The organism is Haladaptatus litoreus (assembly GCF_900156425.1).
Lineage (GTDB): Archaea > Halobacteriota > Halobacteria > Halobacteriales > Haladaptataceae > Haladaptatus > Haladaptatus litoreus.
On record NZ_FTNO01000001.1, the window covers coordinates 1,714,067 to 1,735,983 of the forward strand.

Sequence of the window (21,917 nt, forward strand, 5' to 3'; positions counted from 1 at the left end):
ACCGCGTGAATCTCTATCGTAGTGTGCGTGCCGTCACCGGCGCGTCCGGAAACGGCCCAATCGATTGGGCCGCGGTCGCCGAGGCGGCGAAGTCTGCGACGGAACCGGGTTCTATCGAACTCTCCGCCGAACAGAAAACAGGGTACGCGACCGACGTTCGTGATGCTCGCACCCGCGTTCGGGAGGTTTCCGGCGTCTCGTTCGACGTGCCGGACACCATCGAAATCCAGAACCGTCACCACTGGATAGACGCGAACATCACCACGTTCAAGCGCGTGATGGAACCCGTGGAGGAACACGGGCCGTCGGTGCTCCCCGGCGTTTCCCGCGTCGTCAACACGGGCACGATGTCGTTCATGCTCGCCCTCCTCGGCAACAACGTCCTCGGGCAATACGACCCTCTTTTGCTCGCTGACGGCGAGGGCGACGACCACGCGCTCTACTTCGTCCATCCGAACATCGAGCGCATCGCCGGAAAGTTGGACGTGGATTTCGACCGATTCAGGCGCTGGATAGCCTTCCACGAAGTGACCCACGCCGCGGAGTTCGGCGCGGCCCCGTGGCTCTCCGGCCACCTCGAATCGCGCATGGAGTCCGGCATCGAAGCGCTGGCCCACGGCGAAGTCGACCGCGAAGCCTTCCGCGAACTCGACGCCGTGATGACCTCCGTCGAGGGCTACGCCGAACTCCTCATGGACGAGGCGTTCGACGACGAGTACGAAGACCTGCGGCGGAAAATCGAGGCTCGGCGGAAGGGGATGAACCCCCTCTCGAAACTCGTTCGGCGGATGCTCGGCCTCGGCATGAAACGCAGACAGTACGAACGCGGCAAGGAGTTCTTCGAGTACGTCGTTGACGCCGAAAGCGTCGAAACCGCGACGAAAGTGTGGGACGGCCCGGAGAACCTGCCCAGCGACGACGAACTCGACCATCCGGAACGGTGGCTTGCGCGAATCGAATAGGAAATCACCGCGTAATCCACGTTAGATACCACGTCAACAGTACGCCGAGAAGAAGACCGCTCACGGTTGCGGCGAGCATCCCGACCGTGTCCGCGCCGCTCTGAAACGCGATGAGGCCGCCGGACACGCCGACCAACAGGACGATTGCGATTTTCAGGCGACTCATCGCCGACGACCGGTCTTCACGACTCATCGGGGTGACCATCATCGCACCCGATTTTTGCGCGTCGCTCGTTGATTTCGGAGATTCACCTGCGTACCATCGCCGCATTCCGGGTGTACTGCCCCCATGAAAACAGGCGCGATTGGGAGGTTCTTAAACCCCGACGGGACGAGGTTCCGAGTGGAACTGCGATTCGGACTAGAAATTCGGGTACGCGATCGAGTGATTACTACTGGAATCCTCTGCCCACTTCGTCTTCGTCGATGAGGTCGTCCAGTTCCTCGGTCAGCAGTTTCTCGCTCTCCTCGAACGTCTCTCCGAGGTCGCTCACCGATTCGGGGCGGTCGTAGCCGTCGAAATCCATCGGGCCGAACGCCGGACTCTCGACGACTTCCATCACGTCGTCGAAGAGGTCTGCGCCGGATGTCGGGGCGTCGGCGTGTGCTTTCAGCACCTCGCCGAGATGTTTTGCGCGCGCTTCTGCTTCTTTTTCGTCGGGCGTTTTTTCCTCAGGATTTCGAACCGCAAAACGTCCCTCGCGGGAGTTCTTTTCCGGGAGATAGCTTCCGATTTCGTCGTCCAACTTCCGGGCGACGCGCGCCCCCACGCCGCGAACCTCGTAGGGATTTTTCGCGTAGGTTTTCAGGTGATACAGTCCGGCCTTCCGGTGGCCGAGATACAAATCTTCGCCGACACCGCCCGCTCTCTGTCCCCCTGCGGCCCGCCACCCGTCCGGGTCAACGTCGCGGTCGATAACGTCCTGTAGGATTTCCTGCCACTCTCGAACCCGCATAGGTACACCGTGACACGCCGGGGAGATTAACGTGTCGCTTCTACGGGATAGTTCGTGATACGGAGTCGGAGTTTTTGACTCGATTTTTCGGAATATCGATTGTGCAACTACTACAAAAAGTGATTTTTGGAAGAGGTTTCGCTAGGTAATCACGACTCCAAAATAACCGCTACTGTAACCGCCCACACGCCTCCCCAACCGATTGCGCTTCTCGGCTTTCTGCCTGCGATGCCTGCAGGCTACGGCCGCAGGTCAGCAAGTCGCTCTGCGTCTTGCAAGCCTCATCCCTCGCGCGCTGCCAGCACAGGTCTTCGGACGTGAAGTCCTCATCCCTGTGCCAGCGCGCGCCATTGGAAATCCGGACTGTCGAAATCGCATATCCGGACTGCCAGAATCCCCATGAGTGCACACTGGCGCGTGCGCCAGCAGACCCGAGGCGTTCACCGCCGAGGGTCTGCGGAATATCACGCGAGGGACGATTGAACGAGCGATAGCGAGTGAAGGAGTCGGTTGGGGGAGGCTTGCGGGCGGATGCGGTGGCGGTATGTGTTGTCGGGAACCGCGAACTCTGATCAAAAAGAGACGAAAAACGACACGCGAGGACATACTCGAACGGTCGGAAAAACGCCGTCTGAGAGATTTCAGTTTCGTAGAAGATTGATAACGAACTCCATCGGACGCTGATATATGACGTACGACCTCGCCGACCTCGGATTCCGCGACACGAACCACCCGACCGCCAGACTGCTATCTGCAATCAAACACCCGGTCGTCGGCGTCCTCGGCATCTGTACAGTCGTGTCGATTGTCGCGCTTCCAGACCCACTCCCCGAACTTCCGGTCGCGCTCTACGCCCTGCTCGGCATCGTGGAAGGGTTCGGACTGGCAGTCGCCGCGGAGAATCTGGTCGCGCGCCCCACCGAGCGATTCCGGTTTCGCCGTGCCGTGCAGACGGTCGGGATGGTCGCCGGGGCCGTCTTGACGTTCGTCGCCGCGATGGCGGTGCTGGGCGTTCACCTGACGCTCCGCGATTGGGCGCTGTTGGGTGGTTTCTGCGTCTCGGTTCCGACCTCGTTAGCCCTCATCGACTATCTGAAAGACAGAGTTCGGACGGAACTGCAATCCGCCGACGCCGCGCCGTAACTCCGATTCTCGGGTCGGTCATTTACCGGGACACCCAGTTCTATTTCCCTCCGGGAGAAACCGAACGCCATGACCGACGCAGAAAGCGACTCGCCCACAGTTCTCGTCCTCCGACGCGGAACCCACGGAATGCCCGTCTTCGACTACGTCGCCGAACTCAGAGAGCGACTGCCGAATCACGAAATTCTCCACGCGCGAACGCCCGAGGAAGAACGCGAGTTCATCGCCGACGCCGACATCGTGGCGGGCATGAGCATCGACGAAGAACTGCTCAGCCACGCGGAAAACCTGCGTCTGTTCGCCTGCGCCTACGCCGGGACGGGCCATCTGCCGCTGGATGCTCTCGAATCACAGAACGTGGCGGTGACGAACGCCTCTGGGGTTCACGGCCCCAACATCGGCGAACACGTCCTCGGTGCGATTTTGACGTTTAGCCGTGATTTTCTCCGCGCGGGCCGCCAGCAGTCCCGCAGAGAGTGGCGGCATTTTCAGGCGGACGAACTGCAAGGAAGCACCGTGACCGTCGTCGGATTGGGCGCAATCGGGAAATCCGTGGTCGAACGATTGGACGGTTTCGGCGTGGAAACCATCGGCGTGCGCTACTCATCCGAAAAGGGCGGCCCGACCGACGAAGTGTTGGGATTCGACGAGTTGCACGACGCACTTTCCCGAACCGACTACCTCGTGCTGGCGTGTCCGCTGACCGACGAGACTGAAGGTCTGGTCGGCACCGCGGCGTTCGACACGCTCCCGCCGAGTGCCGTGCTGGTGAACGTCGCTCGCGGAAAAGTCGTACAAACTGACGCGCTCCTCTCGGCGATTCGTGGAAATCAGATTCGCGGGGCCACGTTGGACGTGACTGACCCCGAACCGCTGCCGGAAGACCATCCGCTGTGGAACTTCGAAAACGTCCTCATCACGCCCCACATGGCGGGCCACACGCCGAAATATTTCGCCCGACTAGCGGATATTGTCGCCGAAAACGTTCGGCGCGTGGGCGAAACCGGAGAGTACGACGACCTGCAAAATCAGGTTCGATAGTGGTTTCGGATTCCGCGGCACCGTGGAACCCGCCTCAGGTTCGGTAATCGTAGGCGAGATACAGAAATATGAATCCAAACACGCCGACCATCGACGCGAGCAGAAGCGAAACCACAACGTCCTGACCCGCGGAGCGCCCCACGACGACGATTCCTGCGGCAGTGCCGACGAGTAGCAGACCGAACGTCACGAGCGTCGCCTGCACAGTTCGATTCACTTCGGTCGGTTGGCTCGTCGGTTCGTGGCCGATTCCATCTTCCATAACCCGTTCGACGTCCGGTGCGACCGACGCAGGAACCGTAAGCCACTGTTTGTTGCTCAGGCGTTGTGCCTCGGAGGAGAGCCGAAAAACGGTCATTCCGGCGAGTTCGAATCGGCGGAACCCGTCGTAGTCGTCGAACGTGAGTTCGCGGGCGGGGCGAAAGTTGGTGCCGTCGATTGTGAGAACGCGCCGAACGGGGTCTAACTCGCCGGAGGATTCGAACGTCCTGACGACGACGAGCATCGCTCCGTAGAAAGCTGGAAAGAGCAGTAGTAGCCACGAGACGACAAACACCGTGCCGATGAGTGCCACTGCGCTGATAATCGACGAGCCGACCAGCGGGAGGGGTCGAAGATGCTCGGCAAATCCCAAAAATACCGGTTGGTTCGACTCGGTAACCAGTGGTAGCAGATAGAGCAGGGAGAACGGCCCGCCGATCAATCCGAGGAGGAGGGCGAGCGCGAGAATCTCGAACTGGCCCGAAAGCACCGTCGTCACGCCGACGAGCGCGATTCCGAGAAGGACGATGAGCGTCACGCCGCCGATGATTCCGTAGGCACCGTGCAAGCAGACGAGTGCGAGACGGCTGTCAGTCGGGTCGAGCGACCATCGAATCGTCTCGTCGGAGAGCGCACCGTTGGAGGACACGTTCTATTCACTGTGTGTCAACAGCATATACATTCCGTCGAAAAATCGGAGGGCGGTTAGATGGTAGTTGAGTGGTGATTCGGTCGGAGGACGGCAGTTCGGTCAGGGAAGACGGTTCGGCCAGCCTCCTCACCAGAGCTGTGCGGCGGGCGTCTCGCAGGCGTCGCAGACGACCGCGTCGTTTCCTTTGTAGGTGCCCTGTTTCAGTCGGCCGTCGTGGCACCACTGGCAATCCTCTCCTTCGAGGCGTCCGATGACGCTCGGCTGGGTCGTCAAACTCATCTCGTTCCCACGTTTCATCGCCCCCGCTATGAATTTGCTGGCCCACCTTACAGGGAGTTTATCCTTCGTGGCGCACTACGAATAGGCATGAGCGAACAGCAATCCGACCTGCCCGAAAACGAGGACGAATGGCGCGAGCGACTCTCCGACGAGGAGTATCACGTCCTGCGTGAACAGGGCACTGAGCGTCCGGGAACCGGCGAACACCTCGACAGAAAGGACGACGGAACATACGTCTGCGCCGGTTGTGGCGCGGAACTGTTCGATTCGGACACGAAGTACGATTCGCACTGCGGGTGGCCGAGTTTCTACGACGTGCCCGAAGGGAACGTCGAAACCCGAGAGGACAAAAGCCACGGCATGGTTCGAACCGAAGTCGTCTGTGCGAACTGCGGGAGCCACCTCGGTCACGTCTTCGATGACGGCCCGGAACCGACCGGCCAACGCTACTGCATCAACAGCGTGGCGATGGATTTCGACGGAGAGTAGTCCGGCAGTTTCGTCTGTACGACTGATTTTGTTTTCATCCGATAGATAGACGAGTGGATATGGACATCACCCTGCTCGGGTCGGGAGGCAACTTCTAACCCGCGTCACGGCGCAAAACTGGTTTGCCATCATTCAGTCAGAGCCCCGTACTATCAATAGAATGATGACACTGAGGGTCGTTTAAACGGCTCTATGAGTACTGCCGAGGATGGACGAGTCGTCGTCATAACAGGTGCAAACGAGGGAATCGGCTATCACATGTCAACCGCACTACTCGAAAACGGCTACCGAGTCGCCGGTTTGGATGTTAACGGGGACAACGTCCAGTCGCTTCAGGAAACGAACCCCAATCGCGTACAGTTCCACAGATGTGATGTGACGGTGGATGAGGATGTCCAAGCCGCGGTTGACGAAATCCTAGACCAGTGGAGTCGGATAGATATTCTGGTCAACAATGCCGCAGTATTCAATTTCGCCCCCTTCGAGGAGCAGACCCTTGCAGACACGAAGCGCGAGTTCGAAGTAAACTACTTCGGGTACGTTCGGACGATTCGGGCCGTCTTACCGCACATGAAATCCCGAAATTCGGGTATCATTCACAACGTCAGTTCCGGCGTCGGACTCGTCGGCCATCCGGGCCTCTCGGGGTACGCCTCCACGAAAGGTGCGGTCGAGGCACTCACCCGCACCCTGCGACTGGAACTGCAGAACGAGAACGTTTCGTGCACGATAATGCATCCCGCTCTGTCGAACACCCGTTCTGCGGCCAAACTGGGCTATCCAGCATCCATGCTGAGCGACCCCGCAGACGTGGGGCGAAAGTTGGCCGAAAAAATCGAATCGACCGACCCGGTTATCATGACCGATTGGAAGACGAAAGCGGGATTGTATCTCGCCCAGCGATTCCCGTCCATCGTCAAAAAAGGCACCGAGCGGTTCGTAAAGACGTGATTTCGAGCGAGCGAAACCGCGTCGAATCCATCGTCTCATTCGGATTGTTTTTCACCCGTTATCTCTATCGCTCGATTATGGACCGTCCGGACGAGAAAACAATCGAACTCTCCACGAGAAAGGTCATCATCGCGTTCGTGGCGATTGTTCTTTCTCTGTGCGGGGTCGGAGCCTACATCGGGGGGAGCGTCTCCGGGGCGCTGTTGTTGTGGTTTCTGGTCGGACTGTGCTTGGGTGGACATCTCCTGTTGAAACCAGAAGAAGCCGAGGAAGACGAACCAGAGGATACCTCTTCAGCTGTCGAATCTCCTTCAGAGAACGACGAAAGCAAGCCAGAGAAATACATCGACAACGCGACGAACCGCTCCGCCGACACCGATTACACGACTGACGACGCCCTCACCGAACTCCGCCAGCGATACGCCCACGGCGAGGTGAGCGAGGAGCAGTTCGAACACCGATTGGAGAGATTGCTCGCCAGTGACGACGGCGGAGATGCTGCTGTCGCCGCACTCCGCCATCGTTATGCCACGTGCGAACTGACGGACGAGCAGTTCGAGCGAAAATACGCACAACTGCGGGCGACGAACACCGTCGAAAATGCGGAGGACAGTTTCAGTCCACCCGAAACGACTTCGGAAGGCGAATGAGTCGGAAACGGATTCCAACCTGAAGAATTATTATTACTTGAAAGATAGTTTAGCCATGGCCTCCGTGGAAACCGAACACAGCGGCATCATGCTCGGCCGGAATCTCGCGCTCTCGAAGCGACTGCTGGGCCTCGCATTCCTCGTGTTCGTTCTGACGTTTCTCGCGCACACTCCGCCCGAAGTATCTCCCACCTCGTTCATTTTCGGACTCGACATTCGAATCCTCGCGCTCTTAGTCGTCGTTCCGGCCCTCGTGGCCGCCTACTGGAACGACGGACTGCTGATTTGTCTCGCGCTCGCCGCGGCCCCCGCACTCGGATTCTTTCTTCCACTGGGACTGTTCAACCTCGTTTATCCGTCGTCGTCGGTTGGGATGGCCCTTCTCACAGGACTCGCGGTTGCGCTCGTCTTCGGCGTTCCTGCCTACGTCGTCGGTGCTGGTGCCCGATGGCTCGTATCGTGGATACGAAACTGAACGACGAAAGCAATCAGCGACAAAAGTTGGTAGGCAGGTCGCCGACCCGCCTGCCGAACGAGACGCCTGCCGAACGACACGCCTTTCCTCCCGCCCGAGAAAATCCGGATATGGACAGAAAGCGAGAGCTTTCGAGCATCGACCTCGCCGCCGTCGTCCGCGAACTGGCAAGTTACGAGGGCGCGAAGGTCGATAAAGCGTACCTCTACGGCGACGACCTCCTGCGCCTCAAGATGCGGGATTTCGACCGGGGACGCCTCGAACTACTCATCGAAGTGGGCGAAATCAAACGCGCCCACACCGCCGCGCCGGAACACGTTCCGGCCGCACCGGGCAGACCGCCGAACTTCGCCAAGATGTTGCGAAATCGGCTCTCGGGAGCCGATTTCGCAGGCGTCGAACAGTTCGAGTTCGACCGCATCCTCCAGTTCGAGTTCCGGCGCGAGGACGGCGATACGACCATCGTCGCGGAACTGTTCGGGCAGGGCAACATCGCCGTGCTGGGCGAGAACTACGAAGTCGTGGACAGCCTCGATACGGTTCGACTCAAATCCCGAACCGTCGCCCCGGGTTCGCGCTACGAGTTCCCCGACTCGCGGGTGAACCCGCTCGAAATAGCGTACGAGGAGTTCGAATACCGGATGAACGATTCGGACACCGACGTGGTTCGGACGTTGGCGACCCAACTCAACTTCGGCGGCCTGTACGCGGAGGAGGTCTGTACCCGCGCGAACGTCGAGAAAGCGATGGACATCACCGACGCGGGCGAGGAGGAGTACGAGCGACTGTACGCCGCCATCGAGCGACTCAAAGAACCGCTCGAAACCGGCGACTTCGACCCCCGCGTTTACTACGAGGACGACACTCGGGTTGACGTGACGCCGTTCCCGCTCGAAGAGTACGAAGAGCGTGACGTGGAAGCGTTCGACTCGTTCAACGCCGCACTGGACGACTACTTCACGAACCTCGATTTGAGCGACGACGGCGACGGCGGCGGAGCGAACGCACACGAACCGCAGAAGCCGGATTTCCAAGGGCAAATCGAGAAACAACAGCGCATCATCGACCAGCAGCAGGGCGCAATCGAGGGCTTCGAACAGCAGGCGGACGTCGAGCGCGAGAAGGCGGAACTGCTGTACGGCAACTACGGCTTTGTCGATGAAATCCTCTCGACGGTGCAAAACGCCCGTGCCGAGGACACGCCGTGGGCGGACATCGAAGCCAGATTCGAGGAGGGCGCGGAGCGCGGAATCGAAGCGGCGGCGGCCGTGCAGAGAATCGACGAAAGCGAGGGAACCGTCACCGTCGAAATCGACGACACCGAAATCACGCTGAATCCGGAAGACGGCGTCGAGAAGAACGCAGACCGCCTGTATCAAGAAGCGAAACGAATCGAGGAGAAAAAGGAAGGTGCACAAGCCGCAATCGAGGACACCCGCGAGGAACTCGAAGCCGTCAAAAAACGAAAGGAAGAGTGGGAAGCGGAACCGGCAGAAGCGCGAGAAGACGACGAACCGAAAGACATCGACTGGCTATCGCGGGCGTCGATTCCGATTCGGAACCAAGAGCAGTGGTACGAGCGATTCCGCTGGTTCCGAACCTCCGACGGCTTCCTCGTTATCGGCGGGCGCAACGCCGACCAGAACGAGGAACTGGTCAAAAAATACATGGACAAAACCGACCTGTTCTTCCACTCGCAGGCCCACGGCGGCCCGATTACCATCCTGAAAACGTCCGACCCGAGTGAACCGTCGAAAGATATTGACGTACCCGACCAAAGCAAAGAGGAGGCCGCCCAGTTCGCGGTGTCCTATTCGTCGGTCTGGAAAGACGGACGCTTTTCGGGTGACGCCTACGTGGTGTCGCCAGAACAGGTGTCGAAGACGCCCGAAAGCGGCGAATATCTGGAAAAGGGCGCGTTCGCCATCCGCGGCGACAGAACCTACTTCAACGATACGCCGGTCGGCATCGCGGTCGGTATCACCGTGGAACCGCACACTCGCGTCATCGGCGGCCCGCCGTCGGCCATCGAATCGCAGGCCGAAACGCACATCGAAGTCGAACCGGGCCAGTACGCCCAGAACGACGCCGCGAAGCGACTGTACCGCGAGTTCCGCGAGCGATTCAAAGACACTTCCTTCGTCCGAAAGGTGGCGAGTCCCGACCTGATTCAGGAGTTCTTGCCCGCCGGAGGCAGTCGAATGGTGGACTGACACGTCCAGTTTTCGCAAAGAAGGATTAAGCTCTTAGCGAACGTCTCTCTGGTAGAGTCAGCGGTTTCGCGCACTGCACAAAACCGCGCTCAGGGGGACAAAAATGTTCAACGAAAGCATCAATTATCTGAAGGACAGTGATGACGCCGCAAAAACAGTACTCATCGGCGGAGTACTCGCAATCTTCGGCTTCCTCATCATCCCGGCGCTCATCGTACAAGGCTACGTGATTCGCGTCCTGCGCCGCGTGTCGGCGGGCGACATCGACGCGCCGACGTTCGGCGATTGGGGAACACTCACGGTTGACGGCCTGAAAGCCGCCATCATAACGCTCGTCTACTTCCTCGTGCCTGCGATACTCGCCGCGGTGTTCGTCGGTGGAGGAGCCGCGCTCGCAAACGACGCGCCGTTTATCGGCGGCCTCGTGGCCCTGTTCGGCGGTCTGGCGACCTTACTTGCGACGCTCGCAGTCTGGTACCTGGTGCCCGCCGCGCTCGTCCGATTTGCCGAAGAGGGGACGATGGGGTCGGGATTCGACTACGAATCGCTCACGCCCATCGTCCGCGACAGGGAGTACGCGACCGGTTGGCTCCTCGCACTCGGCGTCATCGTCGTGGCCGGTGTCATCGTGAGCGTCGTCTCCGTCGTTCCGCTGATTGGCTGGCTGGCGGCAGTGTTCCTCGGCTTCTACGCGCAGGTTACGGCGGCGTACATCTACGCTCGGTCGTATGCGGAAGCCACCGAACACCAACTGCGTGAAGGACCGGAAGTGGACGACCGCAGACCGGCGGTCTGATAGTTCACCGTTCCTTTTCACCTGTGTGCAAGGATAGTTGTACCCGGAACAACTAATTGTCCTGAAAAGATAGTCTCCGAGAGAATAGTGATAGCCGACGCGCTTCGATACCCCGTTTCCGGCGACCGTCCGCGGCGAACGGTCGTCATCGGGCTGCTGCTGAGCGCGCTCGGCGTGTTCGTGATTCCGATGGTGTTGGCAGTCGGTTACATCGGGCGAGTGCTGGATTCGAGTTCGCGTGGCGAATCCGTTCCCTCGTTCGAAAACTGGGACGACCTGTTCGAAAACGGCTTGCTGTCCGGATTCGTTCTCGTCTGTTATGCCGGTATCAGCGTCGCATGCTTCGCCGTAATCGGCCTGTTCTCGCTATTCCTCGGTGAAATCGGTTTCGGCGGGGCTTTCGTCGGCGTTCTCTTTTTCGTTTTTCTCTCGCTGTTTTTCCTCACCGTAGCGTTACCTGTGTTGGTTTTCCTCCCTGCGTTGGTGACCCACTTCGTGCGAGAACGGCGGCTACGTGCCGCGCTCGACTGGGGGACGATTCGGTCGGTTTCGTTCGATACGCGGTATCTGTGTCGCTGGTTCGTCGGGTGTTGTTTCGTCGGCACGGGGTCGGTCGTTTACACTCTTCTCGGCGGAACCATCGCGATGGGCGTTCTCCTCGGCGATTACGGTGATTCGACACTCGTGAGCGCCGTTCAAAGCATCGGTCACCTCGTCGGCGCAGGCATCAACTTCTACTGTCAGGTGGCCGCCGCCTACTGCTTCGGGCGTGGCTACGCGATGGCAACCGGCCGTCCGGTGACGGACGAACAGCACCGACCCATCCGAATCGAATCCGAACCAATTGGAATCGAACCGAATAGGCGACGGATAGAAGAGCGCCGAAACGAGAACCGACGAATGGACGAGGGAGAAAAAGACGACAGAAAAGTCGTCGCGGGCGGCATCGACGAACGGCCCGAATGGGGGGCGGAAGCCGCGGCGTGGCGGGAACAGCGCAGACGCTCCCGACGGTCGGAAAACGGAGAGTAAAAAAAGCGGTTTTCAGTTCGCGAACGATACGTTCGTTTCCGGCGGCTGATTTTGCTGGTTTTGTGTCGTCTCCTTGAATGCGAGGCCGAACATGTAGCTTCCGGCGAGGTAGACCCAGAACATGACGAACGGGTAGAACACGTAGCCGAGGCCGAGCGTGAAGAAGGAGACGATGGTAAACACGATGCCAACGGCCATGAAGATGAAGAACGAAAACAGCGCGCCGAAGAAGTATTTCTTGGTAGTTACGACTGGTTTGAGCGTCTCGAAGTCGAACGCCGAACCCATCTTTCCGGTTCGTCCGAGATTCGTGTAGGCCGCCGGGATGATGTACGCAATTGGCAGTGAGAGGAAGAATCCAACCAGCACGCCGACGAGGGAGACGATACCCAAACCGGCACCCAATCCGCTCGTGTCCGTGCTACCTGCGCCGCTGAGTCCGACGACGAGCGACACGATGATGATGAGAGTCGGGACAATCGTGTAGGCAATGTTGACGACGAACGATTTCAGACCCAGCACGAGCAGGTTACCCCAATCCTCGAACGCCGGAAGCACTTCTTCACCGCGCGAAACGGCGGCCAGCGTCTCGATGACGTAGCCCATCGCGATAAATCCGAGAATGATGAAAATGGAAAAAACAACAGGACGCCGCCGATGAGCAACCGTGCGAGGCCGTTGTCCCCTTTCGTTGGATACGATAATGCGTCTTCTAACATACCAGATGGTATATCAGATGGGTCGCATTTAAGCCTGTCTGATAGCTTCCAAACCGCACGACCGAACGCTCCGAATAGCAGGGCACTTATCATCGGAAAACGCAGTTTCAGCCATGCAGATACACGACCGAACGTCCCTCGACGGGAACCGCGAGCGAATCACGCTCGTTCCCGAGAGTCTGGACGACCTTTGGCATCTCACCTATCTTCTCGAACCGGGTGACAGCGTCGCAGGCGACACCACCCGGCGCATACAGCGCGCGGACGACCAGATGCGCGACACGGGCGGCGAGCGAGAACACATGCACATCACGCTCGACGTGGAGGACGTCGAGTTTCATCGGTTCGCCAACCGCGTTCGCGTCGGCGGCGTTATCACGGACTGTTCGAGAGAAGACCAGTTGGGCCTACATCACACGATAAACGTCGAAGAACGAGACAAGATATCCATCGAGAAGGAGTGGAAACGCGACCAGTTGGACAGACTGGACGACGCCGTGGAAGCGACCGAAAACCCGGATGTCGCCATCGCCACGGTGGAGGAAGGTCAAGCCCACATTCACACCGTCGCGCAGTACGGCGCCGACGAGTACACATCGTTCACCGGAACGACTGGCAAAGGCGAGTACGCGGGCGGTCGAACCGAACTGTTCGAGCAGTTGGCGTCGGCGCTGTCCCACCTCGACGTGGACGCAATCATCCTCGCCGGGCCGGGGTTCACGAAACAGGACGCTTACGACCACATCGCGGAGAACTATTCCGAGTTGACCGACCTTATCACGCAAGTAGACGTGAGTGCGGTCGGCGACAGGGGTGTCCACGAAGTGCTGAAACGCGGTGCCGTCGCCGAGGTACAAGAAGAAACGCGAATCGGCGAAGAAGCGGAACTCATCGACGAACTGATGCGGCGAATGGCGGAGGGTGCGAAAGCCGCCTACGGTATCGAGGAGGTAGCGAAAGCCGCCGACTTCGGTGCGGTCGAACGCCTACTCGTGCTGGACGAACGTCTGCGAAAGGAGCGCGGCGCGCTCGGCGAGGACGAAGCGGGCGGCGAGTGGGCTATCGACGTGAACGAGGTCATCACCGACGTAGAGAGGAAAGGCGGGGACGTGACTGTCTTTTCCCACGAATTCGCGCCGGGCGAGCAGTTGTCGAACCTCGGCGGAATCGCGGCTTTGCTCCGCTACCGATTAGAGTAATTTCGACGATAGACGTACAGCATGAGTCCCGCGAGACCGAGAAAGCCAACAGCGATTCCTCGTGCAATCGGGTGATTGTGCTCGCGGCGGGCCGAATCCCAGTAGACGTAGTAGCCGACGGTCGGCCAGAAAACCAACAGATAGAGGACGATTCGAATCACTGCGCCGTTTCCGGCAGTCAGGGTTTGGGCGTCCATTCGTTACAGTACGACAGACAGTATCATATTGTTTTTCCATCGGCAGGAACGTTTAACCGAAATCCGAACCAAATTTCGGCTCAATGTGGCTGTATCTGGTGGGGAAGTTAGCCATCGTGGCGGTGTACTATCTCGTCAGACTGGTTCCAGTCGTCGGCCTCAAACTCTCCGACAGGTACGAACACGAACTGTTCGGCCCGCTGGTTGACGACCTCTCCGTCGCCGACGTTCGCGCGGAGCGAAATGGGGAGTCCGGGAGCGACAGCGATTCGCATCAGTCTGGTCGCTCCGTCGTTGTCGAACTAGGGTTCGACAACGACAGCACGCTCGATGCGCGAATCATCGGCGGAACGATTCGATTCGGTCACACGGAGGGCGGCGAAACGGCCTGTAATCTCGTCTGGACGGACGATTTCGACTCGCTTCCGAAAAACATCGGAACGTCCAAAATCGAGTCGGAGGGTTCCGGAACCCTCCGACTCGAACGTCGGTTCGACGGCGACGAACTGCATGTGGATGGGGAACTTCGTTTGCGACGAATCGTGACGATTCGTGACCGGGAACTGCCGTTCGGTGTCACCAGTTTCACCGTGCCCGAGCAGGTGATTCACGTCGGAGGAGACAGCGAGAAATCGGATGCTGAAGCGAAACCGCGAGAGAGCACGGTCGAGCGGTAGATAACCCCGGACGAAGAAAAACCGCGATTAGATTTCGACCGAAAACAGGTCTTCCGCGAATCGAACGTCGCCGTCGTAGTTCTTCGCAACCGAGGACACCATGGCCTCGTGTTTGCCGTCAGTGTGCGGATAGAGATGGGTCAGATACACCCGTTCGATGTCCACACCGGAAAGCGCCTCGCCGAGTTGTGTCGGCGTCGGGTGGTTCGCTACGTCCACCTCGTCGGGGAACGAACAGTCGTGGACGAGGACGGAACAGCCGTCCGCGAACGTTGTGAGTCCCGAAAACGCCTCGCTGTCGCCGCTAAAAGTAAAATCGTCGCCGAATCGGTAGGCGAGGCAGGGCATCGAATGTCGTGCTTCGAAGCCTTCCACGTCGAATCCCGCGACGGAAAACTCCTGTGCGCCGACTTCGCGGATTTGGAGTTCGACCCGGCCGTCGAGATAGTCGTGAACCGAGAGCAGGCCGTCGAGCAGGGCTTTCGTGCCCTTCGGACCGACGACTTCGAGATGTTCTTCCCCCGAAAGCCAGCGGGCTTTGAGCAGCGGGAGGAGGTCTGAGACGTGGTCTACGTGGTGGTGAGTCAGCAGAACGGTAGAGATGTTTTCGTAACCGATTCCCGACTGCTGAAGGCGGTGGAGGACGCCACTGCCACAGTCCACGAGGAGGCGATTTCCGTCGTCTTCGACGACGAGGCCGGTTTGAAACCGCTCGCCGGTCGGCATCGCGCTTCCCGTGCCGAGGAATGTGACTCGCATGTGTGGAGTCCCGTGCGGGAGGGTGAAAAAGGTTCAGCCGTGCTGGAAGGTAACGTTGGGCGTCGGCTCGAGGGAGTCGCGCCACTAACGATTTGCATTTGCCGGCCGTCTTTCAGCCATGCAGAACGAGGTTCGCGTCGAACGGGATTCCAACGGACGCTATCTCGCGGTTTCGCGCGAAATCGACGCCTCGGCGGAGCGCGTCTGGGACGTGCTGACCGATACGGCCTGTTGGCCGGAATGGGGGCCATCGGTGTGGGCGGTGGAGTGTGCCGATAGAACCATTCGACTTGGTTCGAGCGGGAGAATCAAAACGCCGTTCGGACTCGAACTGCCCTTCGAAATCACGACCTACGACGAGTTCTACTGGTCGTGGGATGTCGCAGGGCTTCCAGCAACGGGCCATCGAGTGGAAGAGCTGGCCGACCGAAACGGCTGTCGCGTCGTGTTCTCCCTCCCGCTTTTCGCGGTGGGCTACGTCCCGGTCTGCCAGCGCGCGCTCTCCCGAATCGACCGACTCGCCGACGAGGGTATATGAGTGATAACGGAACCACTCCGGATTACCAGATGGCCCTCACGCTCCGAACAGACGGATTTCACTTTCACTCCGCTGGCATAACCCTCTTTGTCGCCCGCTTCCAATCCGGAACAAATGGATGGGAGAACGCTGTTGGCCCGCGAGGGGGTAGAGTTCGACCCGGAATCGGTCGAACTCGCGGACGAGGATGTGTTGGCCCTTCTCGAACCGGCAGTCAGAGAGTGGTGGGTCGAAGCGTTCGGCGAGTTCGTCCCCGAAAACGGCGGGTTCTTCACGCCGCCACAGCGCGACGCGATTCCGCTGATTCACGAGCGGGAAAACGCTCTCATCGCCTCCCCGACTGGAAGCGGGAAAACACTCGCCTCCTTTACCGCGATTCTGAACGAACTGTTTCGCCGGGAGCGCGAATCCGGACTCGAAAACTCGGTGTACTGTCTCTACGTTTCCCCGCTGAAATCACTGGCGAACGACATCCACAGAAATCTCGAAGTGCCGCTGTCGGGCATCCGGGAAAAGATGGCGAGCGACGATTTGGTTGGAGAATGCGAAGAATCGGCGGCGAGTGCCGCCGATTCTTCCGACTCAGACAGCATCGACGACGCTTCAGACACCATCTCGCCAGTAAGCGAGGTTCGCCACGCGATTCGACACGGCGACACGGATTCTTCTGCACGACAGAAGATGCTAAAGGAGACGCCGCACATCCTCAACACGACGCCGGAAACCCTCGCCATTCTGCTCAATTCGCCGAAATTCAAGGAAAAGCTCAGAACCGTCGAATACGTCGTGGTGGACGAAATCCACAGCCTCGCGGACGGAAAAAGAGGGACGCATCTGTCTGTCAGTTTGGAACGACTCGAAAATCTCGCACAGGACTCCCCGACGAGAATCGGCTGTTCTGCGACTGTCGAACCGCTTTCGGACATCGCGGAGTTTCTGGTCGGTCGAAAGTCGCCCGGTGGAGAGAGTCGGGAGTACGAAATCGTGGACACGCGATTCGTCCGCGAATTCGACCTCGAACTGCACTCCCCGACGGACGACCTCATCCACACGTCTCGGGAAACCGTCCAAGACCGGTTTTACCACCAACTGAACGACCTCATCCGAAACCACACGAACACGTTGGTTTTCACCAACACGCGCTCCGGCGCGGAGCGCGTGTTACAGAACCTCCGCGAGCAGTTCGACGGCTACGACGAGGACAATTCTGGCTGTCACCACGGCAGTCTCTCAAAGGAGGCCCGCCAGCGAATCGAGGGGCGATTGAAAGACGGCGACTTGGACGTGGTGACGACTTCCACGAGCCTCGAACTCGGTATCGACATGCCCCACGTCGATTTGGTGGTGCAGATCGGCTCCCCGAAAAGCGTCGCCTCCCTGCTCCAGCGCGTCGGACGCGCAGGCCACCAACTCGGGCAGACGGTTACTGGCCGAGTTATCGCCCTCGACAGGGACGAACTGATAGAGTGTGCGGTCATGCTGAAGAAGGCTGAAGCGGGCTTCGTAGACCGCGTGTTCGTCCCCGAGCAGGCACAGGACGTGGCGGCCCAGCACGTCTACGGGATGGCAATCAACGAAATTCGGCCCGAGAGCGAACTGAAAGCCACGCTCCAGCGAGCCTACCCCTACCGAAACTACGACGACGAGCAGTGGGAATCACTTCTTCGTTATCTGACCGCGGACTACGACGGACTCGAGGACAAAAACGTCTACGCGAAGGTCTGGCGCGACGGCAACGACCCGCCGGACGGCGAGTACCACTATCCGGAGTATCCGGTCGATGAAATGCTGATGGGAAAGCGCGGCCGACTCGCCCGCGTAATCTACATGACCAACATCGGGACGATACCGGATTCGTTTTCCTGCGACGTGGTCACCCGGGCCGACAACGAGTGGGTCGGCGACTTGGACGAGAATTACCTCGACACGCTCGAAAAGGGCGACGTGTTCGTCCTCGGCGGCCAGCATTTCGAATACCGATACCGCCGCGGGTCGAAGGTGTACGCCGACCGAACCAACGCCCGCCCGACGGTCCCTTCGTGGTTTTCCGAGCGACTGCCGCTTTCCTACGACCTCGGACGGGAAATCGCCGCCTTTCAGGGTGAACTCCTCTCGCGACTGTCCGACCGCGGCAAACCGGCGGTTCGGGTGTGGCTTCGGGGGTTCCCGCTGGACGAAAATAGCGTCCGCGCAATCGCCCGAATGTTCGACGAGCAGGTTCGCTACGCCGGTTCCGAAAGCGTCAGCACCGAAACCCGTCTCGCGGTCGAAATCGAGATGGACAGAGACGAGTACAAACGCCATTACTACGTTCACTCGAACTACGGACGAAAGTTCAACGACGGCCTCTCCCGTGTCGTCGCCTACCGGTGCGCCCAGTCGGCAAACACCAACGTCACGGTGGCGGTCGCGGACAACGGCTTTACCGTCTCCATGCCGCTGAACAGAAAGGTGGACGTTCCGGCCATCCTCCGCGATATTTCGCCGGACGAACTGCGCGAGGACTTGCGATCTGCGCTCTCCGGCACCGACCTACTCCAGCGCTATTTCCGCATCAACGCCACGCGCTCGCTGATGATTCTCAAACGCTACAAAGGATACGAGAAATCCGCCAGCGAGCAACAGGTGTCGAGCGAGATGCTGCTCGGCTTTGCGGACGAGTTGGACGAGTTCGCCGTCATAGAGGAGACGTATCGGGAAATCATCGAGGACAAACTCGCGCTCTCCGCCGTCGAGGAAATCCTCGGAAAAATACAGGCGGGCGAAATCGAGGTCGCCCAACACCGGGTGCAGTCCCCGACACCGCGCGCGTTCGGCCTCGCAACGCTGATGGCGAGCGACGTGGTGCTCGCGGAGGACGAAAGCGCGGTATTACAGGAGTTCCACGAGCGCGTGTTGGAGCGAATCGAGGACGGAGGGGGAATTGCCGGAACGGATTGAGAAACGAAGCGCCGACACGAGGACAAAGGAGTCGGTCGAAACGAGGATACCACAAGGGATATCGATATAAATTGTATTCGAAACGGCCAAAAGAATAATCCTAATGGATTCAATTGGGTGTGGTTAGCAATGACAAGACAGTCGAATCCCCGCCGTCGCCTCCTCCTCTTCGTCATCGCACTGTTCGGAACCGCAGTCATCGCAGGCGCTCCGAGTCCTGCCGGACTCTCGACTCGGGGGCAGTTCGCGCTTGCAACGATGTTCTTCGCGGGACTGCTGTGGGTCACGGGAGCGTTCCCGCTGGCCGTGACGGCGCTCTCGATACCCATCCTCCTCACCGTCTTCGGCGTCTACGCCGATTTGGACGAGGCGCTGGTTGGCTTCGCGGACCACCTCATTTTCCTGTTCATCGCCGGGTTCATGCTTGCGAACGCGCTCCAGAAGTACGACATCGACCGGCGAATCGCTCTGTGGATGATGTCCGTGATGGGGTCGTCACCGCGCCGACTCGTCCTCGCCGTCATGCTGGCGACGGCCTTCCTCTCGATGTGGGTATCGAACACCGCGACCGCCGCGATGATGACGCCCATCGCGCTCGGCGTTCTCTCTCAGGTCCTCGGGCGCGAAAACGTCGAAGCGGCGAGCGAGACGGTGGACGACACCGACGTTACCGCCACCGACGGGGGAATCGCGGCGCCGGACGAGTTCTCGAACATTCAGGTGTCGATGCTCCTCGGAACCGCCTACGCCGCCAGCGTCGGCGGCGTCGGAACGCTCATCGGAACGCCGCCGAACGCGGTGCTCGCGTCCCAACTGAACGAAATCCTCGGGTACGAAATCGGGTTCGCGCAGTGGTTGATCATCGGCGTTCCGATAGTGGCCATCACGCTCCCGGTCGTCTGGTACGTGCTCACGTACGTCCTGTATCCGCCGCAGGTCGAGGACGTGAGCGACGCACGGAAACAGGCCCGCCGGTATCTCGCCGAAGAGGGGGAACTCAGTCCCCGCGGTAAGCGCGTTGCGGCCATCTTCACCGCAACCGCGTTCCTCTGGGTTCTCGGCGGATTGGGCGATTTCCTCGGGCCGTACCTGCCGTCGGCGTGGGCGGTCACGCTCTTCGGTGGCGAGGGAACGAGCGTCTTCGGGGTCGAGGGCCATCAGGGAATCCTCTACTACGTCGTCGTCGGACTACTTTCGATTCCGGCGCTCGTGCTGGCGGATACGATGGAATGGGACGACCTCGTCGATATCGATTGGGTTACCATCCTCCTATTCGGCGGCGGTATCGCGCTGGCGGACGCCCTCGCCACGACCGGCGCAACGGAGTGGATCGCCGACTCGGTCTTCACGTCGCTCACGGGTGCGCCCATCGTCCTCGTGGTCGGCGCAGTGGTGCTCCTCGTCATCTTCCTCACCGAGATGACGAGCAACACCGCGACCGCGACCATCATCATCCCGATTCTCATCAGCATCGGGGGCGTCTTCGCGGCCACGCTCGGTCTCACCGACGTAGCCGCGGCCGTCTTCCTCTCCGTCTCGGGAGCCATCGCGGCGAGTTTCGCGTTCGCATTACCCGTGGCCACGCCGCCGAACGCCATCGTCTTCGGGAGCGGCTATCTGAAACAGAGCCAGATGATGCGTGCCGGTGTGATTCTCAACCTGCTGATGACGGCCATCCTCACCGGACTCATCTGGTTGTTGTTCCGGTTCGTCTGGCCGCACGTCCTCTGGTGAACTCGGGTTCCAGTCAATCCCTCACGGGTCGAACCAGCAGCGTTTCAAGCGCGTTCGGAACGACCAACACGTCGCTCCTGGGTTCGATGGCGTCCGCGACCGACTCGCGGGCGTGCATCAGACAGTCCTCGACGACTTCCGGATGCTCGCTTCCCGTCACGTACACGTCGTGGCCGCGCAGGGCGCGTGCCACGACGAACGCGCGCTGTGCGCCCGGTTCGTATCCAGAGCGCATTTCCTCGTACAAACTCTCGGGGTCGGTCGCACCGGCGAGTCGGTCGTAGAATCGCTTTTCGCCGCGGCCCTCTCCGGCACCTTCCGAGAGTTCGGCGGGAACGACGACGCGGCCGCCGGAGCGCAGTGGATTCCGGTCGCCGAGGACGACGTAAGTCGCGGCGCGGGTCGCCTGATAGAGGTTCGTGGCCTTCGCTTCTGGAACGCCCGCGACGACGGCATCGAATTTCCCTTCGACCTGAACCGACAGCACCTCCTTCGCGGTTTCTGCGAGGTCGAAAACCACGTCGCGGTGGTGTCCTGCACTGGCACCGAGAACCCCGTCCGGCCCGTGCGTGACGTTCAGACAGAAATCGACGCCGATTACGTCGCCCGCCTCGTCAAGCGTTTCGCGGAAGGGATTGTTTTCGATTCGGCCAAGTCGAACGCCATCATGCGCGAGCATCTCCGGGCCGTGCGTGTAGCGAATGAGCGATTCGCCGCCCGCGCCGATGGCCACGGTCTTCGCTCCGCCCGAAAAGCCCGCGTACTGGTGGGGTTCGACCATTCCCGTCGAAAGCACCCGGTCGGCATTCGCAACTGTCGGATTCAGTTCGATTGGGATTTCGGTTTCGCCCGATTCTACCCGACCGACTTCGACCACCGAATCGGCGTTGTGATTCTCGGCGAGGTCGGCGTGTTCGCCGAGGGCGTCTGCGATTTCTGTATCCGTCATTGGCCGGTGCAGACCGAGGCCGATGACGACCGTGATTTGGTTTCGGGGCACGCCCGCCTCTTTGAGTTCCGAGAGAAGCACGTCCAACAGAATATCGTCCGGAGTCGCGCGAGTGACGTCCGTGACGACGATTGCGACCGTTTCGTCGGGAGAGACGATTTCGGAGAGCGGTGGTCCGTGTGGATTTTCGACCGCCTCCTCGGCGGCCTCGCGCGGGTCAACCGCAGTTCCGCCGGGGGGTTCGAGAACTGCCACGTTGCAGTCGGGAAGCGAGAGATTCGAGAGATTTGCGGAGTTCACACACT

Annotated in this window: 23 protein-coding genes; 15 read left to right on the plus strand and 8 right to left on the minus strand. The window is 60.0% G+C overall.

Translation table 11 applies throughout. The annotated features are described in order from the left end of the window. Positions 1–5 precede the first annotated feature (5 nt). Positions 6–962 (plus strand): zinc-dependent metalloprotease, encoded by a 957-nt coding sequence (locus tag BW974_RS09055; RefSeq protein WP_076429813.1) that lies wholly within the window; start codon positions 6–8, stop codon positions 960–962. A gap of 4 nt (positions 963–966) precedes the next feature. Here BW974_RS09055 and BW974_RS09060 read toward each other — a convergent pair whose 3' ends face one another. Both BW974_RS09060 and BW974_RS09065 read right to left on the minus strand, forming a co-directional pair. Continuing rightward, a complete protein-coding gene (locus BW974_RS09060) occupies positions 967–1,233 on the minus strand; it encodes a hypothetical protein (RefSeq protein WP_245799975.1) in 267 nt (88 codons plus the stop codon). Between the two features lie 121 nt (positions 1,234–1,354). Next, the gene (locus BW974_RS09065) at positions 1,355–1,918 is read right to left on the minus strand and encodes a hypothetical protein (protein ID WP_076429814.1); all 564 of its coding nucleotides are present in this window, start codon (positions 1,916–1,918) and stop codon (positions 1,355–1,357) included. Between the two features lie 687 nt (positions 1,919–2,605). Between BW974_RS09065 and BW974_RS09070 the strand changes: the two genes are divergently transcribed. Continuing rightward, positions 2,606–3,061, plus strand: a complete 456-nt coding sequence (locus BW974_RS09070; RefSeq protein WP_076429815.1) for a hypothetical protein — start codon at positions 2,606–2,608, stop codon at positions 3,059–3,061. 69 nt (positions 3,062–3,130) lie between these two features. Beyond that, a complete protein-coding gene (locus BW974_RS09075; protein WP_076429816.1) occupies positions 3,131–4,102 on the plus strand; it encodes a D-2-hydroxyacid dehydrogenase in 972 nt (323 codons plus the stop codon). A 34-nt stretch (positions 4,103–4,136) separates the two neighbouring features. Here the strand turns inward: BW974_RS09075 and BW974_RS09080 are convergent, their stop codons facing one another. Both BW974_RS09080 and BW974_RS25530 read right to left on the minus strand, forming a co-directional pair. Continuing rightward, positions 4,137–5,012 carry a hypothetical protein gene (locus tag BW974_RS09080; protein ID WP_076429817.1) on the minus strand — a complete coding sequence of 292 codons (876 nt, stop codon included), beginning with the start codon at positions 5,010–5,012 and terminating at the stop codon, positions 4,137–4,139. 129 nt (positions 5,013–5,141) lie between these two features. Further along, entirely contained in the window at positions 5,142–5,294 is a 153-nt protein-coding gene (locus BW974_RS25530; protein ID WP_175609593.1) for an HVO_A0556 family zinc finger protein, read from the minus strand. Between the two features lie 87 nt (positions 5,295–5,381). Between BW974_RS25530 and msrB the strand changes: the two genes are divergently transcribed. The 7 genes from msrB to BW974_RS09115 all read left to right on the plus strand — a co-directional run bounded on the left by msrB (position 5,382) and on the right by BW974_RS09115 (position 11,900). Next, positions 5,382–5,783, plus strand: coding sequence for a peptide-methionine (R)-S-oxide reductase MsrB (gene msrB, locus BW974_RS09085; RefSeq protein ID WP_076429818.1), 402 nt, complete (start codon positions 5,382–5,384; stop codon positions 5,781–5,783). 192 nt (positions 5,784–5,975) lie between these two features. Further along, positions 5,976–6,734 (plus strand): SDR family NAD(P)-dependent oxidoreductase, encoded by a 759-nt coding sequence (locus BW974_RS09090; protein ID WP_076429819.1) that lies wholly within the window; start codon positions 5,976–5,978, stop codon positions 6,732–6,734. A gap of 77 nt (positions 6,735–6,811) precedes the next feature. After that, complete coding sequence (locus BW974_RS09095) at positions 6,812–7,384, plus strand: SHOCT domain-containing protein (protein ID WP_076430322.1); 573 nt, start codon at positions 6,812–6,814, stop codon at positions 7,382–7,384. 55 nt (positions 7,385–7,439) lie between these two features. Beyond that, positions 7,440–7,859, plus strand: a complete 420-nt coding sequence (locus BW974_RS09100) for a hypothetical protein (protein WP_076429820.1) — start codon at positions 7,440–7,442, stop codon at positions 7,857–7,859. Between the two features lie 110 nt (positions 7,860–7,969). After that, positions 7,970–10,072 (plus strand): ribosome rescue protein RqcH, encoded by a 2,103-nt coding sequence (gene rqcH, locus BW974_RS09105; protein WP_076430323.1) that lies wholly within the window; start codon positions 7,970–7,972, stop codon positions 10,070–10,072. Between the two features lie 103 nt (positions 10,073–10,175). Beyond that, positions 10,176–10,868, plus strand: a complete 693-nt coding sequence (locus BW974_RS09110) for a DUF4013 domain-containing protein (RefSeq protein WP_076429821.1) — start codon at positions 10,176–10,178, stop codon at positions 10,866–10,868. Between the two features lie 87 nt (positions 10,869–10,955). Then, a complete protein-coding gene (locus BW974_RS09115) occupies positions 10,956–11,900 on the plus strand; it encodes a DUF4013 domain-containing protein (protein ID WP_076429822.1) in 945 nt (314 codons plus the stop codon). Positions 11,901–11,912: 12 nt separating this feature from the next. On the opposite strand, the gene BW974_RS09120 is transcribed toward BW974_RS09115, so the two are convergent. Further along, a complete protein-coding gene (locus BW974_RS09120) occupies positions 11,913–12,626 on the minus strand; it encodes a DUF4013 domain-containing protein (RefSeq protein WP_368275037.1) in 714 nt (237 codons plus the stop codon). A gap of 106 nt (positions 12,627–12,732) precedes the next feature. Here BW974_RS09120 and BW974_RS09125 point away from each other — a divergent pair, with 106 nt between their 5' ends. Then, the gene (locus tag BW974_RS09125; protein ID WP_076429824.1) at positions 12,733–13,818 is read left to right on the plus strand and encodes an mRNA surveillance protein pelota; all 1,086 of its coding nucleotides are present in this window, start codon (positions 12,733–12,735) and stop codon (positions 13,816–13,818) included. On the opposite strand, the gene BW974_RS09130 is transcribed toward BW974_RS09125, so the two are convergent. Further along, complete coding sequence (locus BW974_RS09130; protein ID WP_076429825.1) at positions 13,803–14,015, minus strand: hypothetical protein; 213 nt, start codon at positions 14,013–14,015, stop codon at positions 13,803–13,805. The two genes, BW974_RS09125 and BW974_RS09130, sit on opposite strands and share 16 nt — an antisense overlap. A gap of 83 nt (positions 14,016–14,098) precedes the next feature. On the opposite strand from BW974_RS09130, the gene BW974_RS09135 reads away from it, so the two are divergent. Next, positions 14,099–14,692 (plus strand): hypothetical protein, encoded by a 594-nt coding sequence (locus BW974_RS09135; protein ID WP_076429826.1) that lies wholly within the window; start codon positions 14,099–14,101, stop codon positions 14,690–14,692. A 27-nt stretch (positions 14,693–14,719) separates the two neighbouring features. On the opposite strand, the gene BW974_RS09140 is transcribed toward BW974_RS09135, so the two are convergent. Further along, positions 14,720–15,451, minus strand: coding sequence for an MBL fold metallo-hydrolase (locus tag BW974_RS09140; RefSeq protein ID WP_076429827.1), 732 nt, complete (start codon positions 15,449–15,451; stop codon positions 14,720–14,722). A gap of 118 nt (positions 15,452–15,569) precedes the next feature. Here BW974_RS09140 and BW974_RS09145 point away from each other — a divergent pair, with 118 nt between their 5' ends. The 3 genes from BW974_RS09145 (at position 15,570) to BW974_RS09155 (ending at position 20,663) form a co-directional block, all read left to right on the plus strand. Next, positions 15,570–15,989 carry an SRPBCC family protein gene (locus BW974_RS09145; RefSeq protein ID WP_076429828.1) on the plus strand — a complete coding sequence of 140 codons (420 nt, stop codon included), beginning with the start codon at positions 15,570–15,572 and terminating at the stop codon, positions 15,987–15,989. Between the two features lie 114 nt (positions 15,990–16,103). Next, entirely contained in the window at positions 16,104–18,929 is a 2,826-nt protein-coding gene (locus BW974_RS09150; protein WP_076429829.1) for an ATP-dependent helicase, read from the plus strand. A gap of 129 nt (positions 18,930–19,058) precedes the next feature. Further along, a complete protein-coding gene (locus tag BW974_RS09155) occupies positions 19,059–20,663 on the plus strand; it encodes an SLC13 family permease (RefSeq protein WP_084186222.1) in 1,605 nt (534 codons plus the stop codon). Positions 20,664–20,676: 13 nt separating this feature from the next. Here BW974_RS09155 and BW974_RS09160 read toward each other — a convergent pair whose 3' ends face one another. After that, on the minus strand, positions 20,677–21,912 hold the full coding sequence (locus tag BW974_RS09160) for a lactate racemase domain-containing protein (protein ID WP_076429830.1): 1,236 nt from the start codon (positions 21,910–21,912) through the stop codon (positions 20,677–20,679). Between the last annotated feature and the right edge of the window lie 5 nt (positions 21,913–21,917).